The 16,934-nt window shown below is 33.4% G+C and carries 15 protein-coding genes; 12 read left to right on the forward strand and 3 right to left on the reverse strand.

All coding sequences use genetic code 11. From position 1 onward, the window contains the following. Positions 1-24: 24 nt before the first annotated feature. From JYK00_RS05165 to JYK00_RS05175, 3 genes are all read right to left on the reverse strand, one after another. Positions 25-4,161: a PolC-type DNA polymerase III gene (locus JYK00_RS05165; protein WP_207565869.1), complete on the reverse strand. Its 4,137-nt coding sequence runs from the start codon at positions 4,159-4,161 to the stop codon at positions 25-27. Further along, positions 4,158-4,637 (reverse strand): crossover junction endodeoxyribonuclease RuvC, encoded by a 480-nt coding sequence (ruvC, locus tag JYK00_RS05170; protein ID WP_207565870.1) that lies wholly within the window; start codon positions 4,635-4,637, stop codon positions 4,158-4,160. The genes JYK00_RS05165 and ruvC overlap by 4 nt, the downstream gene beginning before the upstream one ends. A 112-nt stretch (positions 4,638-4,749) precedes the next feature. Further along, positions 4,750-5,862, reverse strand: coding sequence for an MFS transporter (locus JYK00_RS05175; protein ID WP_207565871.1), 1,113 nt, complete (start codon positions 5,860-5,862; stop codon positions 4,750-4,752). A 375-nt stretch (positions 5,863-6,237) separates the two neighbouring features. Between JYK00_RS05175 and rplU the strand changes: the two genes are divergently transcribed. From rplU to JYK00_RS05235, 12 genes are all read left to right on the forward strand, one after another. Further along, entirely contained in the window at positions 6,238-6,558 is a 321-nt protein-coding gene (gene rplU, locus JYK00_RS05180) for a 50S ribosomal protein L21 (protein WP_207565872.1), read from the forward strand. Further along, the gene (locus tag JYK00_RS05185; RefSeq protein WP_207565873.1) at positions 6,555-6,863 is read left to right on the forward strand and encodes a ribosomal-processing cysteine protease Prp; all 309 of its coding nucleotides are present in this window, start codon (positions 6,555-6,557) and stop codon (positions 6,861-6,863) included. Before rplU ends, JYK00_RS05185 begins: the two co-directional genes overlap by 4 nt. Beyond that, on the forward strand, positions 6,853-7,116 hold the full coding sequence (gene rpmA, locus JYK00_RS05190) for a 50S ribosomal protein L27 (protein ID WP_207565874.1): 264 nt from the start codon (positions 6,853-6,855) through the stop codon (positions 7,114-7,116). Before JYK00_RS05185 ends, rpmA begins: the two co-directional genes overlap by 11 nt. A gap of 14 nt (positions 7,117-7,130) precedes the next feature. After that, positions 7,131-7,664, forward strand: coding sequence for an ECF transporter S component (locus JYK00_RS05195; RefSeq protein WP_207565875.1), 534 nt, complete (start codon positions 7,131-7,133; stop codon positions 7,662-7,664). 16 nt (positions 7,665-7,680) lie between these two features. Beyond that, entirely contained in the window at positions 7,681-8,130 is a 450-nt protein-coding gene (gene rplM, locus JYK00_RS05200) for a 50S ribosomal protein L13 (protein ID WP_207565876.1), read from the forward strand. Between the two features lie 16 nt (positions 8,131-8,146). Then, positions 8,147-8,545, forward strand: a complete 399-nt coding sequence (rpsI, locus tag JYK00_RS05205; protein WP_207565877.1) for a 30S ribosomal protein S9 — start codon at positions 8,147-8,149, stop codon at positions 8,543-8,545. 78 nt (positions 8,546-8,623) lie between these two features. Next, positions 8,624-10,255 carry a DNA primase gene (dnaG, locus tag JYK00_RS05210; protein WP_207565878.1) on the forward strand — a complete coding sequence of 544 codons (1,632 nt, stop codon included), beginning with the start codon at positions 8,624-8,626 and terminating at the stop codon, positions 10,253-10,255. 9 nt (positions 10,256-10,264) lie between these two features. Continuing rightward, positions 10,265-11,368 carry an RNA polymerase sigma factor RpoD gene (gene rpoD, locus JYK00_RS05215; protein ID WP_207565879.1) on the forward strand — a complete coding sequence of 368 codons (1,104 nt, stop codon included), beginning with the start codon at positions 10,265-10,267 and terminating at the stop codon, positions 11,366-11,368. A 144-nt stretch (positions 11,369-11,512) separates the two neighbouring features. After that, complete coding sequence (locus JYK00_RS05220; RefSeq protein WP_228288113.1) at positions 11,513-14,077, forward strand: ABC transporter permease; 2,565 nt, start codon at positions 11,513-11,515, stop codon at positions 14,075-14,077. 124 nt (positions 14,078-14,201) lie between these two features. After that, a complete protein-coding gene (rpmB, locus tag JYK00_RS05225; protein WP_207565880.1) occupies positions 14,202-14,423 on the forward strand; it encodes a 50S ribosomal protein L28 in 222 nt (73 codons plus the stop codon). A 372-nt stretch (positions 14,424-14,795) separates the two neighbouring features. Next, positions 14,796-15,905 (forward strand): alanine racemase, encoded by a 1,110-nt coding sequence (gene alr / locus JYK00_RS05230; RefSeq protein WP_207565881.1) that lies wholly within the window; start codon positions 14,796-14,798, stop codon positions 15,903-15,905. Next, complete coding sequence (locus JYK00_RS05235; RefSeq protein WP_207565882.1) at positions 15,902-16,921, forward strand: 3'-5' exoribonuclease YhaM family protein; 1,020 nt, start codon at positions 15,902-15,904, stop codon at positions 16,919-16,921. The genes alr and JYK00_RS05235 overlap by 4 nt, the downstream gene beginning before the upstream one ends. Positions 16,922-16,934 lie beyond the last annotated feature (13 nt).

A 16,934-nucleotide genomic window follows, 5' to 3' on the forward strand; every position in this document is an offset into this window, starting at 1 on the left:
GACACGAAAGCTCTATTAATTAATTTAGAACAATGTTTGTTGATCTGTTTCTGGTAGATCCTCTAACAGTTTTAATTTTTTCATTGTCTGTAAATGTGCTTTACTTAGTTTTGTTCTTCTTTTTAAATCATCTATCGATGTGAAAATTTTTTCTTTTCGAGCATTAATTATTGAAAGTGCAACATTATCTCCTATTCCAGGTATTCTATTTAATGGTATTCGTAATTTTTTGTTTTCTATAATAAATTTTTTATAATCACTTTTTATAATATCTGGTGGTAAAAACGAGAATCCTCTCAAATACATCTCCAGAGCAGCTTCTAAAACTTTTTCTTCGCTCTTTTCTTTAACGTCTTTTTTCAGTTGAGATTTTAGTTCGACTAATCGTTTTTTTATGTGGGTTGGACCTCTTAAAATTAGTTCAGTGTTAAACTCGTCACCTTTTATTGAAAAAAAGGCAGCATAGTAAGCTAAAGGATAATGAACTTTGAAATAAGCTATTCTAAAAGCCATGCTTACATATGCAACTGCATGGGCTTTAGGGAATAAATATTTAATTTTTTTACAGGAATTTATGAACCATTCAGGAACTTTGTGTTTTTTCATTAATTTTTCTTCGTCTTCTGTTATTCCTTTCCCTTTTCTTACTTTTTCCATGATCTTGAAAGAAGTTGATTCATCAATTCCGTGGTGGATAAGATAGTTCATAATGTCATCACGGCAGGATATAACCTCTTTTAATGTTGCTTTCTTTGAACGTATAATTTCCTGGGCGTTGTTGAGCCAGACGTCAGTACCGTGAGAAAGCCCGGAAATTCTCACTAATTCTGAAAATGTTTTGGGCCGAGTTTCTTTTAACATCTCTTGAACAAAACTTGTTCCAAATTCTGGTATTCCAATTGTACCAACGTCCGTTCCTAAATCTGATGGTTTGATCTTTAATGGTTGAAGAGAGGAGAAAATTTTCAGTGTTTTTCTATCATCCATTGGGATAGTAGTCGGATCTATTCCTGTGTATTCCTTTAGTAATTTAAGCATAGTTGGATCATCGTGACCAAGCGCATCTAACTTTACTAAATCATCATGGATAGATTCGTAAGCAAAATGTGTTGTACACATTTCAGAATCTTTTTTATTAGCAGGATATTGTATAGGAGTAAAATCGTATACAGATTTATCTTTTGGAACTATCATTAATCCACCTGGATGCTGCCCTGTTGTTCTTTTTACTCCTGTGACCATATTGGCAAGTCTACGCATTTCTGCTTTGTTTATTTTTTCTCCGGTTAATTCCGCATAAGATTTTACATAGCCGATAGCACTTCTTTCCGCAATGGTGCTTATTGTACCTGCTCTGTAAACATTGTCTTTTCCAAATAATTCAACAATGTATTTATGAGCCTTATCCTGATATTCACCGGAAAAATTTAGGTCTATGTCAGGAATTTTATCTCCGTGGAATCCCATGAAGACCTCAAAAGGTATATCTTGACCAAGTTTTGAAAGGTTAGTGCCACAATTTGGGCATTTTTTATCTGGCAAGTCATAGCCAGAACCAACATCTTCAAAAAACTCTATATATTTGCAATTTTTGCAGAGATAATGTGGTGGAAGCGGATTTACTTCAGTTATTCCCATTAAGTAGGCAACAAAAGACGAACCAACAGAACCTCTTGAACCAACGACGTATCCATCTTCGTTTGCTTTTTTAACTATTAGATGGGCAATTTCGTAAAGAACAGCATAGCCGTGATCTATTATGCTTTTAAGTTCTTTTTCCAGTCTCTCCTTGATTTTTTCAGGCAAAGGCTTACCGTAAATCTCTATGGCTTTTTGGTATGATAACCTTTTTACTTTTTCATCAGCTCCTTCGATGATGGGGGGATTTAACTGTTTCTTTACAGGAGTAATATTTTCAATCATTTCATTTATTATCTCAGGATTTTTTATGACTACTTCTTCAGCTATTTCTTCACTTTCAAATATTTCAAACGCTGCGTCTATCATTTCTTCGGTGGTTCTGAGGAAATAATTTGAATTTTTGTCTTTAAGATCTTCATCATTCGGCTTGTCGCTTTCTTTGGGAGATAAAAGAACATGCCGTCCTTTTATATCTTCGGGATCTATGTAGTGAACATTTCCAGCCATTACAACGGGTAAATTTAACCGCTTTGCCAAATTATACAGTCTTTTATAGACTTCTTTTGCTTGCTCTCTATCAATAGTTGAAATTGTATCTAAAGGAAATATTTCAACATAGTTGTAATCTTTGAGTATTTCTATTATTTCTTCATCAGTAGCAGAACCTGTTAAACTTTTAAATACTTCGCCATTTTCACAACCTGTTCCAAATAATAGACCGTCTTTATATTTTTTCAAAACATTTTTTGGAACGAAAGGAACGTATTTAAAGTATTTAATATGTGCATCGGAAACTAAATGGTAAAGATTTTTGAGCCCTTTTTTATTTTGAACAAGAATGGTTATATGATTAAAAACGTGTTTTGTTCTGATGTTTGATATCCTTTGCTTATTTTTTAGATTATTTAGTTGTCTAATAGTTTTTATACCTCGTTTAATGGCTAAATCAAGTAACTTATTGAATATTTCTGCTGTGACAGTAGCATCTTCCAGAGCTCTGTGATGCTTAAATGACCCTACATTGAAATATTCAACCAGTTTATCGAGGCCAAATGATTTAATTTTGTTTTTCAACAATGCCCGAGCAAGTTTCAAAGTATCAATATAAACGTAGTAGAATTCTTTGTGAAAAAGCTTTCTATACCATTCACGTACAAATCCATAATCGAATTCTGCGTTGTGCGCAACAAGTACGGTACCTTCGATGAACCGTAAAAACTCTGGAAAAACTTCCTGAATAGAGCGTTCATTTTCAAGCATTTCATTTGTTATTCCAGTTAGTTTTTTTGTAAAGTCACTTATCTTTTTTGAAGGTTTTATTAAAGCGCTAAATTTATCTATAATTTTTCCATTTTTATATTTTACAGCACCTATTTCTATTATTTCATCAAATTTAGCGTTTGTTCCAGTAGTTTCCAGATCGAATACTGTGAAAGTAATATTTTCGAATTCTTCTTCGAAATCAAGATTTTTTACTATATCTCCTTCTTCATTTAAAACATACATCTCTGTTCCAAAAATTGGCTTTATTCCAGCTGCTGTTGCTTTTTCAAAAAGGTATGGGATTGCCTGAACATTTCCATGATCAGTTATGGCAATTGCTTTCCATCCCCATTGGGCTGCTTTTTTAACATAGTCTGAAATATCCAGAATAGCGTCAAGATCGCTCATTTTCGAATGGGCATGTAATTCTATCCGTTTGACCGGGTATTTATCTATTCTTTCTGGAGGTGAGTCATCTATAAAGGCCTCTTTTATTTGAAAATACATTTCTCCATTTTTGTCTGTGTTTATAGTTCCTTTAAAGAAGTACCATTTGTTCTGTTCTAATAGCTCAAGCAACTTTATTGCATTTTTATCAAATGCTTTTGCAACTATAGAATTTTTTTTATCTGTTATATAAACAGTGAGAACAGTTTTTCCATATTCAGACACTTCAATGTTAAAAACTTTTCCTTGCAATAGTATATTTTTGACGGAAAAGTCAATGTTTGAAGGGGTATAATATTTAACTTCTTTTTTGTTCAATTTTGGCAAAACATTACCTGTGATTTTCGGGGCCTCGATACTTGCAGAAGGTAATATAGCTTTTTCTTTTTGTTCCTCGATTTCTATTAACACTTCTTTTCTTAATTTATTATTTATACTGGGTAGTTTTTGTTTTATAATTGCGGCGGAAAATTCACTGAAAGTTTTAATTATTATTTTCGATTCGTAAATTTCTATATCTTTCACATATGGAACGTTTCCATTCAAAAGTTTTAAAAGTTCATTCTTTAGCGTTTCAGAATTGTGATTTATATTTTCAATATTTGTTTTTACTTTAAAAAATTCTGACAGCTTGTTTTCCAGAAATTCTATTTTCTTATGATCTGATTCAGTCACATCGACGAAAAAATAAAGGGTACGTTTCCGTGAATCGTAGAGAACTTCGTTGATTGTTCCAGATATGTTTTTTAAATCAAATTTTTGTGCAACGTGAGAAATAGGTACTTTTAAATTTTTAAAGCGGTATTTCATTTAGTTATTCCTCCTTCAACCGCGATACACCACGCTACTGCTAAAGCATCTGCAGCGTCATCTGGCTGTGGAATTTCATCGAGATTTAAAAGTATTTTCATCATTTTCTGGACTTGCTTTTTGTCTGCTCTCCCGTAACCAGTAACATTGTTTTTTACTTGATAAGGAGTAAATTCTTTTAAAGGTATTTTGTTTTGAGCAAGTGCAAGAAGTACAACTCCGCGTGCTTCTCCGACGTGTATGGCGGTTGTTACATTCCTATAAAAAAACAACTTTTCCATTGCGCATACATCTGGAGAATGTTTTTTTATTATATCTAATAATCTGTTATAAATAAGTTCCATTCGCCTGGGAACGGAGAAATTTTTGGGGGTTGTTATTACACCATGTTCAACATGTCTTATTTTATTTTTTATGACTTCAAGGATTCCGAAACCTAATATTCCATAGCCTGGATCTATGCCTAATATTTTCATAAAAAGAGGCCTCCAAGAACAAATTATACATTTTTTGTATTACTTGCTCTTTAAGATTAAACAAAAATTCCATAGTTTTTTATAGTAAATGTTTTCAAATGTCTAATTCATGCTATTTTTGAATTTTGACAGTAAGTAAATGGTAGGTTATTAATACAATTATAGCGGAAAAACTGGCCGAGAGCATCATAAACATAACGTTGTTTCCAAAAATAGCAGAATATCCACTGGAGAGGAAACTTCCAATTGCCCATGAAAACCCCATGGATATTGAGGAAGCGAGTGCTTTTTTTCCTGGAAGGAGCTTTTGAGCAGCTACAATGTTCGATGACATTGTGAAAAAGCTAAAACCGTCGTAAAGTATGAACATTAACACTTTTACAGAAATTTGGGGTATGAACACAAAGGATAAACCCGAGACTGCCATGCCAACTAATCCTATACTGTTTGTAAGCTTTTCATTAGTTTTTTCCAGAACCATGGTTCCAAGATAGTTTGTTATGACACCAAAGATCATTCCCATCGTTAGAACAGAGCCGCCTATTACTAGAGATTTACTTACTTCGTTCATGTAGATAGGTATATAAGTGTGAAAGACATCCATAGAAAAGCTTCTTCCAGTAACAAGTGCAAAAATTGGCAGCAATTTAAACAAATCTCCTTTTATTGAAAGCTTTTTATGCTTTAAATTATGCTCTTTTTTGTATTTTAAAAGTTTCCCTGAAAAAAGCAATGTTATAAAAATAAGAGGAATTGTTACAAAATAGAGTTCTGTTATATTAGCATATTTTACATAAGATGTTATAAATACCGGTCCAAGTGCGGCGCCAAATGTACCAGCTATTGAAAAGAAAGCGACATTTTTTCCTTTGTTGTGTCTACCAGCAAAGCCAGCACTGACAGGGTGAAAAGCTGAATTTAATAGACGGACTATGGTAATTATAAGAAATGTTAGAAAAAATGAATTAAATATTCCAAGAAAGCTGATAAAAATTAATTCAAGAACTACTATGAAAACGATATATAATCCATCACGTGATTTTTTATCAAAGTAAGCCCCAAAAAAAATCTGTACAAGGGAAGTTATTCCACCTAAGAGTGCAATTAAACTGGCAAAAGTTTTATTGTCCAGGCCAAATTTTTCAATAAAATACGGGGCTAATGGTTTTGCAAATGCGTTGGTGAAATCTGCTATAAAGTGATAAAAAGCGGTGGAAAGTTCCATACAAAATCACCCTTTCGATAATTTCGTACTACGAACAATTATAGCAATTTTCTTCAAAAATGTCTATGTATAAAAATAGGAAAATTTTGAAATTAATAGATTTAAGTGTAAAATATGATAAAGCAAAGTATGAATTTGCAAATAAAAAGCTTCAAAAAAATTATCATAATTGGGAATGTAGAAAATAGAAAATGTAATTTCAGGGGCTGATGTTTTGATTTTAGAAAAATAACATTAACAAAAATTTTTCATTATAATGAAAGTAAAATGGTAAAATACTAAGGGTTAATGTGCGCCTGGGACGTGTTAAAAACGCCAAAAAGGCTACATGTTCCAGCGGTTGTTTATTTCAAAATCTACGAGGAGGTGGAGTTAGTGTACGCGATTGTGGAAAGCGGTGGCAAACAGTATCGAGTTGAGCCAGGAAAAGTATTTTTTACAGAAAGACTTGTTGGAAAGTCAGAAGGTGAAACGGTTACTTTTGACAGAGTGTTGATGGTGAAAACAGATGACGGAAAAACCCTGGTAGGAAAACCTTACCTGGATAATGTTGAGATTGTTGGATCTGTTATAGAACATGGCAGAGCCAGGAAGGTTATTGTTATGAAATATAGGCCAAGAAAGAATTACAGACGAAACCTGGGGCATCGTCAGTGGTATACAGCAGTGAAAGTGGAGAAGATTGAAATAAAATGATAAAGTGTGTATTTGTAAAACGTGGGTTTTTTGAAAAGTTTGAAATAACGGGGCATTCTTTGTATGCTAAAAAAGGAGAAGATATAGTTTGTGCAGCGGTTAGTACAGTTGTACAGCATACCGCAAGATTTTTGAAAAAAAATGGAGCTAAAGTCAAAGTTGATGAGGGATATTTATTGGTAAAAGATATAGTTAACAATGAAATATCGCAGATATTTGTTGAAGAACTTTTTCAAACGTTGCAGGATTTACAGTCTCAATATCCAAAATATGTTAAGGTGGAGGTGAAGCATAATGAGAATTAATATACAGTTGTTTGCTAAAAGCAGTAGTGCAAGAAATGGAAGAGATAGTAATCCCAAATTTCTTGGTGTAAAACGACATGATGGCCAAAAAGTATTGGCGGGTAACATAATAGTCAGACAGAGAGGAACAAAATTTTGGCCTGGAAAAAATGTTGGAATGGGAAGGGATTTCACACTTTTTGCTTTAAAGAATGGCGTTGTGAGATTTGAGGTTAGAAACAATAAGAAATTTGTGAATGTTTATGAAGAATAATCAGGAGTGGAATTATGTCTAATGCCAAAAGAGTTGCAATTGTTGGTGTGTTTTCCGCTTTAGCATTTGTAATAATGTTTGTGGAGTTTCCCATTTTCCCAGCGGTAAATTTTTTAAAGTATGATCCAAGTGATATATTAGCTTTGCTTATATCTTTTATATATTCTCCGATTATGGGGATTCTGGTTTTAGCTATAAAAGATATTCTGTTTTATATTTTTAAGTCTGGCGATATAGTAGGAATTGCAATGAATTTTGTGGCTGGTTTTCTTTTTGTATACCCAACAGCGCTTATATATTCCAGAAAAGGAAGAATGAGGGAAATATTGGGTTATGTAGTTGGTATCACAGCAGCAACAGGCGGGATGGCGCTTTTAAATATTTTAGTTGTGCCGTTGTACTGGAAAGTACCTTTAAGTACAGTTTTTGCGCTTTTACCATGGATTATTGGGTTTAATGCTATTAAGTTCACCATAGATTCGGTTGTAAATTATATTATTCATGGAAGAGTTGCAAAAATATTGGAACCAAATAAGGAGAGATTATAAGGAGGGAGGAATAAAAATGGCAAGGCAATTGCCTATACAAAAGACAACTTTATTAAAAAAGGAAAACGTGCAAAGGAAATGGTATGTGATAGATGTTGCAAATCAATCTCTGGGAAGAATTGCAACAAGAATAGCATTGGTTCTAATGGGAAAGAATGATCCAAATTGGACACCACACATAGATTGTGGGAATTTTGTGATAGTTGTAAATGCAGATAAAGTTAAATTGACAGGAAAAAAGATAGATCAGAAAAAGTATTACAGGCATTCTGGATATCCTGGTGGAATCAAAGAATTTACAGCAAGACAAATTTTACAGAAACATCCAGAAAGACTTATAGAACTTGCCGTTAAAAGAATGCTTCCAAAAACTGTTCTCGGGAGAAGAGCCTTGAGAAGATTGAAAGTTTACGCAGGAAGTGAGCATCCGCATAGTGCACAAAAACCGGAAGTCTTGAATTTTTAATTGAGGAGGGGTAAGAATGGCAAATTATTACTACGGAACCGGGAGAAGAAAAACATCCGTGGCAAGGGTTTATTTAAAAGAAGGTAATGGAAAAGTAATAGTTAACGATAAAGAATATGAGGATTTAAATGGATACCTGAATAATTCTGTATGGACTTTACATGCAATGGAACCTTTGAAAGTTGTTGGTCTGGAAGGAAAGTTTGATATGGTTATCAGAGTTTCCGGCGGTGGAAAATCCGGACAATCCGGAGCAATTCGCCTGGGAATAGCAAGAGCTCTTCTTCAGTATGATGCAGAACTTAAAGTTAAGTTAAAAGAAAAAGGATTGCTCACAAGAGACCCAAGAATGGTAGAAAGGAAAAAATACGGTCTTAGAAAAGCCAGAAGAGCTCCACAATTTTCGAAACGTTAATGTTTTAGGAGAAAAGTTAGAATATATATTGTGGCAGCGATTGCTGCCACAGATTTGTTTTTTAATCGAGGTGTTGAAATGATATCCAGGGAGCTCATTGAAAAGATAAAGTCTCGAGTCGATATTGTGGATGTAGTTTCGCGATATGTTAGCCTCCAAAAAGTGGGGAATAATTATAGAGCTTTATGTCCATTTCACACAGAAACAACTCCTTCGTTTTATGTAAATCCCTCTTTTAAATCATACCATTGTTTTGGTTGTGGTGCGTCTGGTGATGTCATAAATTTTTTGAAAGAGATAGAAGGGATTTCTTTTATTGATGCTTTAAAGAGATTAGCTCAAGAGGCTGGTATAGATATAACACCTGGAGAAAAAAACACTTTCAGAGAACTTTATTTAAGATTTTATAAAGAACTTCACGAAATGTATATGAAAAGTTTAAACGATGCTGCTATAAGTTATTTGTTAAATAGAGGTTTGAGTTTAGAGGATATAAAAAAATATGAATTTGGTTACTCGCCTATAAACGCTGAATTTCCAGGTAAAGTTGCGAAAAAATTAAAAATAAAAGCGCTGAAGCAGTTGGGATTTGTAGGATTTAAAGACCCATTTGCAGGTAGAGTAATAATACCTATAAAAGACGAACAGGGGAATGTAATAGCTTTCGGTGGAAGAATATTGGGAGACGGTCAACCAAAATATTTAAATTCTTTTGAAACTCAATTTTTTAAGAAATCTGCCACTTTTTTTATGTTTGATAGGGCAAAAGAATATATAAAAAGTTCAGATTTTGCGATAATATGTGAAGGTTACTTTGATGCAATAGCGTTTCATAGGGCAGAACTTACAAATTCGATTGCAACACTGGGGACTGCTTTTACAAAATATCATGCTTATAAGCTGAAAAAGTTAACCACAAATGTTGTATTATCTTTTGATATGGACGATGCAGGTATTAAGGCAGCACTTAATAGTATAAAAGTAATGTTGTCAATGGGGTTTAATATTGTTGTTATGCAGTATGAGAAACAAAAAGATCCAGATGAGATTCTCCAGAAATTTGGAAAAGAGTACCTTGTGGAACTTGTAAAAAAGGCAATTCCTGTAGAACAATTTATTCCCGTTGTCTTATCAAAAAAGTATGATCTTTCAAATACAAGCGCTGTGAATTTATATCTTAAAGAAGTGGAATTGTGGAGTAATATTTTTTCTAAATTTCCCAAAAGGTATGAAAAGTTTAAAGAAATTGTTGGTCAGCTTGCAGGTATAAAAAATCTAAATTTTAAAGTCAAAAAAAGAAGTTTTGTTCAAAAAGCGAAAACATTCCCAACTCTTGAAGATATATTGATTTTTTTGTATTTTAATTTGCCGTTTGCAGTAAAAAAGTTGAACGTAGATGTAAATATTCTTGATGAAAAAGCAAAGGAATTTTTCAATTGTGTAAAATCTTTTGAAGAGGAGAACTTTTCAATATCAAATTTGTCTAAAGATTTGGCAGAATATGTTAAGGAAGCATTGGAAAGGACGAGAAATTTACAGGCCGATGATGCACTTTTAAAATCAGTGGAAAAAAAGCTTACAATAAGAAAAGTAGAAATGAGAATAAAAGAAATTGATGAATTTCTCAAAACAGCATCTCCTACAGAAAAAAAGGTGCTTTTAAAAGCACGAATGGATTTGGTACGTAATTTAAAAAACATGGGGAGGTGACCTCCTTAAATGGGAAGAAAAGCAGATAGTGTGGATACAAAGATTTCCAAGCTTGTGCGAATAGGAAAAGAAAAGGGATTTGTAACTTACGATGATATAGACAAGATGTTTCCCCCGGAAAAGGCCGAAGATTTTGATGGAAATTTGTTAGAAAAAGTTTATGAAGAGTTGGAAAAAAATGGAATCACAATAACTGATTCATCAGCAATAGATACCGAAATAGATGTTAAAGATTTTCTGGAAGAATCCCCAAAATTTTACGATAACATGGCCCCAAAAGATCTTATAAAAATGTATCTGAGAGATATAGGAAAGATACCATTACTTAATCAATCTATGGAGAGAGAGCTTGCAAGAAGGGCCCAGAATGGAGACGAACGAGCAAAGCAAAAGTTAGTTGAGTCAAATTTAAGATTGGTTGTTAGTATAGCAAAAAGATACGTGGGCAAAGGCTTGTCTTTCCTGGATTTAATTCAGGAAGGTAATGTTGGATTATTGAAGGCTGTAGAAAAATTCGATTGGAAAAAGGGGTATAAATTTTCTACGTATGCAACCTGGTGGATACGTCAGGCTATTACTCGGGCAATAGCTGATCAGGCGAGAACTATACGAGTCCCTGTTCATATGGTTGAAACCATAAATAAGATGCAGAAAATAATGAGAGAGTACTATCAAGAGCATGGAGAAGAAATTCCAATAGAAGAGCTTGCAAAGGCACTTGATAAACCTGTCGAAAAGGTTGAAGAGATCATGCAGGCTGCAAGAGAGACTACATCTCTTGAAGCTCCTGTAGGAGAAGATGAAGATTCCACAGTGGGAGATTTTGTTCGAGATGAATCTATTGCTTCACCCAAAAAAGAAGCTATGAGAATGTTAATAAGGGAAGAAGTTGAAAAAGTTCTCGAGACGCTTAACGATAGAGAGAAACTTGTATTGAAAATGCGGTATGGTCTTACTGATGGAAAAGCAAAGACGCTTGAAGAAGTTGGGCAATATTTTAACGTAACACGTGAAAGAATAAGACAAATAGAGGTTAAAGCGTTAAGAAAATTAAGGCATCCCTCCAGAAGTAGGTATCTTAAAGTATTATTTAAAATGCTTGATGAAGACTAATAAGTTACCGCACTTTACGTGCGGTTTTTTCTTATGAAAAGATGATATTTTACTTTATAAAAATGTGAAAAATGAGCCTAAAATGACTGTTAAAATTAGGCATATAATTGTTTTCCAAGATCGAGAAAAATATGAGGTGGTTATATGATATTTAAAATTGCAGCTCGTAATTTTTTGAGGAACTGGAAGATATCTGTTCTTGTTATTTTGGGTACTATGATAGCAACGATGCTTATTGTTGGAGCACTTTCACTAAACGATTCAGTTAACAGTTGGTTTGAGAAAAAGATTGAAAATAATTTTGGAAAAATTGATTTAATACTTAAAGACAAGAGCGATTCTTTTTTCTTTCCAAAACCACTGGATGTTAAATTCGTTTCTGAATATTTAGAAAAAATGAAAAAGGAGAAAATAGTTAAAGATTATACATATGCGGCATTAGTTTCAGCACGGGTAAAAGTTAACAAACAATTTTTTGATATATTCGCCATTGGTTATGATGACGATTTTATCAGGTTTACTCAAAAAAATTACAATGGTGTAGTTATTTCCAGGGATTTTGTTAAAACTCTATCACTTACACAGAATAGCACGGTAACTCTTATTACAATGTCTGGAAAACATATTATAAAGATTGACTATGTCGGTCTCCAGGAGTTTAATTTTCGCGGAGAAACTGCTATGACAAATGGATCTGTTTTCATGCCCTGGAGTCTTATAAAAAAATATAGACTTTATACATTTAATGCTCCAAATATATTTTTCATAAGTCTTTCTTTGCCTGTTGAGAAACACAGGGATATTGCCGAAAAAATATCCAAAGATTTGGGAGTACGTGTTGTTGCCACCAAGTATGAGCTGAGATATTCCCCTTTGAACAAGGTTATTGGTTATTTGTTTTTAGGGTTTAGTGGCTTTGCGCTTTTAAGTAGTTTTTTATTTATTTCTAACTTTTTTGGTGTGCTTGCGGAAGATAGGCGTAGAACTTTTGGAATCTTAAGAGCAATAGGTTTTTCTAAATTTCAAATAGCAAGTGTATTGTTTGTAGAAGGAACAATGTATCTTATAGCCTCTGCAGGTGTAGGTGCTTTTGCGGGAATTTATTTTGGTAAGTACCTTCTTACACTTGTTAATAGAATACCTGCAGTTCTGGCTTCTGAAACTGCCCTTACAGAAAAAATATCTCATGTGATAACTTTAAAAACCATCTTTGTTGGAGGTATTTTTTCAATAATTTTGCCAGTTTTGATACTTTTAATGAGAAGTAAATCTTTTTCCAAGCTCTCTCCCGTGGTACTTTTATCGGATGCTGAAATATTACCACGAAAATTTTTAAAATATTTGTTCTTATTATTGCCATTGATAACTTTGAGTGTTGATCCATATTATGCATTAATAGTTTCAATAATGATAATTCCCATTTTTTTGAAGAATAATCTGTTGCAGTTGCTTTCTGGGAGTTTGGTTTTAGTACTTTCTTATTTTATATTAGGAACAGGTGGGCGCTGGGGGTATCTTAGTAGGGCCGGGTTTTTTTTAATAGGAAGTGTGTATATAGTATTTGGGTTGGTGCCTTATTTAAAAAAATATTTAAAAAGATATATTAAAGTCTCTACAATTTTAGCTCTTTCATATATTGAAAAGCAAAAATGGAGAAATTTTGTAGTGTTTCTTGTGTACTCTGTTATTACGTTGGTGATACTTTTAACGGCAGTTCTACCAACAAGCATTTTCACGTACATAAACAATAAACTTCAAACAGGTATTCTTGGCTATAATTTTCTTATAGTGGAAAATCCTCTGAAAATATTCTTTTCTGGGGACTATTATACAAAAAATAGTGAATTCACTTCTTTGTTTGAAGATATTGTAAATATACAGCTTGTAAATGGAAAAGTTGGAAGTAAAGAAGGTGTTTTTATATTATCAAATGAAGAGATATTGAAGTCATTAAAATTGGGAAATAAAAATATTGAGGCAAAACTCTATGATGTAGTTGGAAGTTCCAGGGTGTTTTCAAAAAAAGGTATGGTTGATGTGATTCTTAAAGGGGTTCTTCCTGGAATATCTGGGAAGGTTAAAGAAACGTTTAACGTAATAGATACGTATGATCCAAGGGAACTGGTCGTGCCTTTTGATGGAATTATCCTTTATGATAAAAAAATATCTGGCTCTCTTCGGGGTTATGCAGGAATTGTAAGGAATTTCGAAGCTGCTAAAAAAGCAAAAAATATTGTTTATGAACGTTTCGATGGTCCAATTTTTGTTACTGAGGAACTTGATAAGATATTTAGTAGTATACGACATTTTGTAAATATAGCCATTCAGCTTTTTTATTTTGGTTTTGTCAGCGGTTTTTCGGGTCTTACGATTGTTAGCATTAAAAATGTTTATTCGAGAAAAAGAATTGTTGGATCTTTGAAAGCTATAGGTGTTATGAAGAAAGAAATATTCGGCTTTTTCTTATTGGAAGCGTTGATAATAGTAACTATGGCAATATTAACAGCTTTAATAGCAGCAACGTTTATAACAATAGACCTCACTTCTGTGATAACTTCTGAATTACCAGATTTTTCTATCGTAATTCCATGGGGACAATTATCTTTGATTATAATTGGTGTGTATGCGATAACTATTATTTTTACGCTATATCCTGCAAATCTTGCTCAAAAAATTAATCCTTCTGATGCGATACGGGTGTACGATTGACATGAAACAGAGTTTTTACATTTAAAAAATTGACACTAATGTTTTGAGCGTGTAAAATATACTTTGTATTGGTGTCGAGAAGTATAATATATATAAAATATAGAAAGGAAGGGAGAGGTATAATATGGCAAAATGTCAAGTTTGTGGTAAAAGACCTGTTGCTGGTAAAAATGTTAGTCATTCTAACAGAAAAACGAACAGATGGTTCAAACCAAATGTTCAGAAAGTAAGAGTTTTGTTGGAAGACGGAACTATAAAAAGAATGTGGGTGTGCACAGATTGTTTGAGTTCTGGGAAAGTTAAGAGATACGTTAGTACACCAAAATCGGAAGTCATGGAGGCATAAGAAGCGGGTTATCCCGCTTTTTTTCTATGCAGGTGTATAAGGTAACGTGGATGTATCGTTTAATAGTTTCGCTTATTTTTGTAATAGTTATTTTAGTTGATATTTACCTCTTTTTCCTTCCGATTTCGCCAATTATAGTACTGTTTTTAGTCGGAAATACTTTCATAATAAGTTATCTGCTTTTAGAGGCTTATATGTTAAAAATAACGATTGACTTCCATAAAATTGTAATTTCCTCCGTTTTTAGCAAAAAAATTATACAATTGGATGATATATCAGATATATTATTTTCAGCTTTTCATGTTAAAATTAAACTTGTTAGCGATACAATGAATTTTCCTCCGCTAAAAAACATTGAAAATCTGAGGGAGATTGTTAGGAGGGGATTTTACGGAAAGTAGAAACACATTTGCAGTTATAGACGTTAGAAATTATATACACAATTTAGAATATTTTCAGGAAAAGTGTGCTCCTGCAAAAGTAATGCCAGTAATAAAAGCGAATGCTTATGGTCACGGAGCTGTGATGCTTGCAAAATCAGCTGAAAAATGGGGGATAGATTATTTTGCTGTGGCTTTTTTAGAAGAGGCGATTGAATTAAGGAAAAATGGTATAAGTTCTGACATATTGGTATTTAATTACGTGGAACCAGATTTTTTGACGATTGCTGTGGAGAACAATATAACGATTACCATGTATTCATGGGAACAGTTAGAAAAATATAGTGTTGTTTCAAAAAAGCCAAAAGTGCATGTTAATGTTGACACAGGGATGAACAGAGTGGGAATAAAACCACAGCATGTTAAAGATTATATTTTTAAATTGAAACAGGATGGTTTTAACGTGGAAGGTTTATATACTCATTTTGCTGTGGCAGATTCAGATGATATAGAAGATATTAAATTTACAGAGCAGCAATACAAATTATTCGAAGCCATTGATGTTGATGTGTCTATAAAACATGTGTGTAATAGCGCTGCTGCTATAGCTGGAAGGATTCCCTGCCATAATTATGTTAGAGTTGGAATAGCAGGTTATGGGTTAATGCCCGGGAAGAGAATTTATAGAAATTTGAAACCTGTTTTAAGCTGGAAAACAGCGGTTTCTCATGTGAAATACATAGAAAAGGGAGAATCTATAAGCTATGGGAGGACGTTTGTAGCAGATAAAAGAATGAAAGTTGCCACTATTCCAGTTGGTTACGCTGATGGATACTGGAGGCATCTTTCAAACAAAGGTGAAGTTTTGATAAGAGGAAAAAGATGCAGGATACTTGGCAGGGTGTGCATGGATCAGTTTGTGGTAGATGTTTCTCATTTGGAGAATGTAAATTCAGGCGATGAAGTTGTACTCATTGGAGAGCAGTTGAATGAAAATATTTCTGCAGAAGAAATAGCCGAACTTGTTGGAACGATAAATTATGAGGTCACGTGTAGAATCTCTGAGCGTGTACCAAGAATATACAGAGGAGTGGAATTGTGAAATTGCCCAAGGAATTGATTGAAAAGTATAGAGAGCCTTACATTTCTGAGTTGAATAATTATATCAATACCGGGGTAGAGTTGATTGTAAAAGTAAAGAGTAAAAGGCTAATGGAAACCCGGAATGGTCAAAAATATCTTTTAATGACTTTTGAAGATCGTTCTGGTATGGTGAGGGCAATTGATTGGTATAACGCAGAAAAAAATGATACAAAGGTGGATGTTGGTAGTGTAATAAGAGTTTCAGGCAAGGTTGTTATTTATGATGGGCGTTTGCAGTTTAATCTTTCAGAGAATATTCCTTTAATTGTGCTTAAAGAAGGTGAATATGATCTTGAGCGCTTCGTACTTCGAGGGAAAAAGGATCCAGAGGAAATCCTAAAAGAAATACTGTCTTTGATAAATACTATACACAATGAGAAACTTAATCAACTTTTAAAAGAATTCTTTGAAAAAGATGAGAAATTTATTGTGCAATTTAAAAATTGTCCTGCTGGAGCAAGGGTTCATCATAATTACGTAGGGGGACTTGCAGAGCATTCTTATACTGTGGCACAGCTCTGTGATAACGTTTGTAAAGTTTATATGTGGTTAGACAGAGATCTATTAATAGCTGGAGCACTTTTACACGATATTGGAAAAGTAAAAGACTATGAAATAACTCCCAGAGGGATAGAAGTTACTACTCAGGGTGAGTTAATTGGTCACATAGTTTCCGGGTATGAAATGGTAAGGAAAAAACTTAATAAAATTAACGCTGATGAGGGATTATCACTTCGCTTGTTGCATATAATCCTTTCTCATCATGGAGAACTTGAATGGGGTTCACCGGTGGTTCCAAAAACTCCTGAAGCTTATGTTTTACATATGATTGAGAATATGGATTCGAAACTTAATAGAATATCTTTTATAAAAGAAAGGGAATTAGAAATAGATCCGAAGAAAAACTGGAGCGATTATGATACAAATCTTGGAAGAAGGTTTTTCTTAAAACACGAAATACAAAAAGAGCAATAATTATGAAAGGAGA

The sequence above is a fragment of the Thermosipho ferrireducens genome (genome assembly GCF_017358165.1).
Taxonomy (GTDB): Bacteria; Thermotogota; Thermotogae; order Thermotogales; family Fervidobacteriaceae; genus Thermosipho_B; species Thermosipho_B ferrireducens.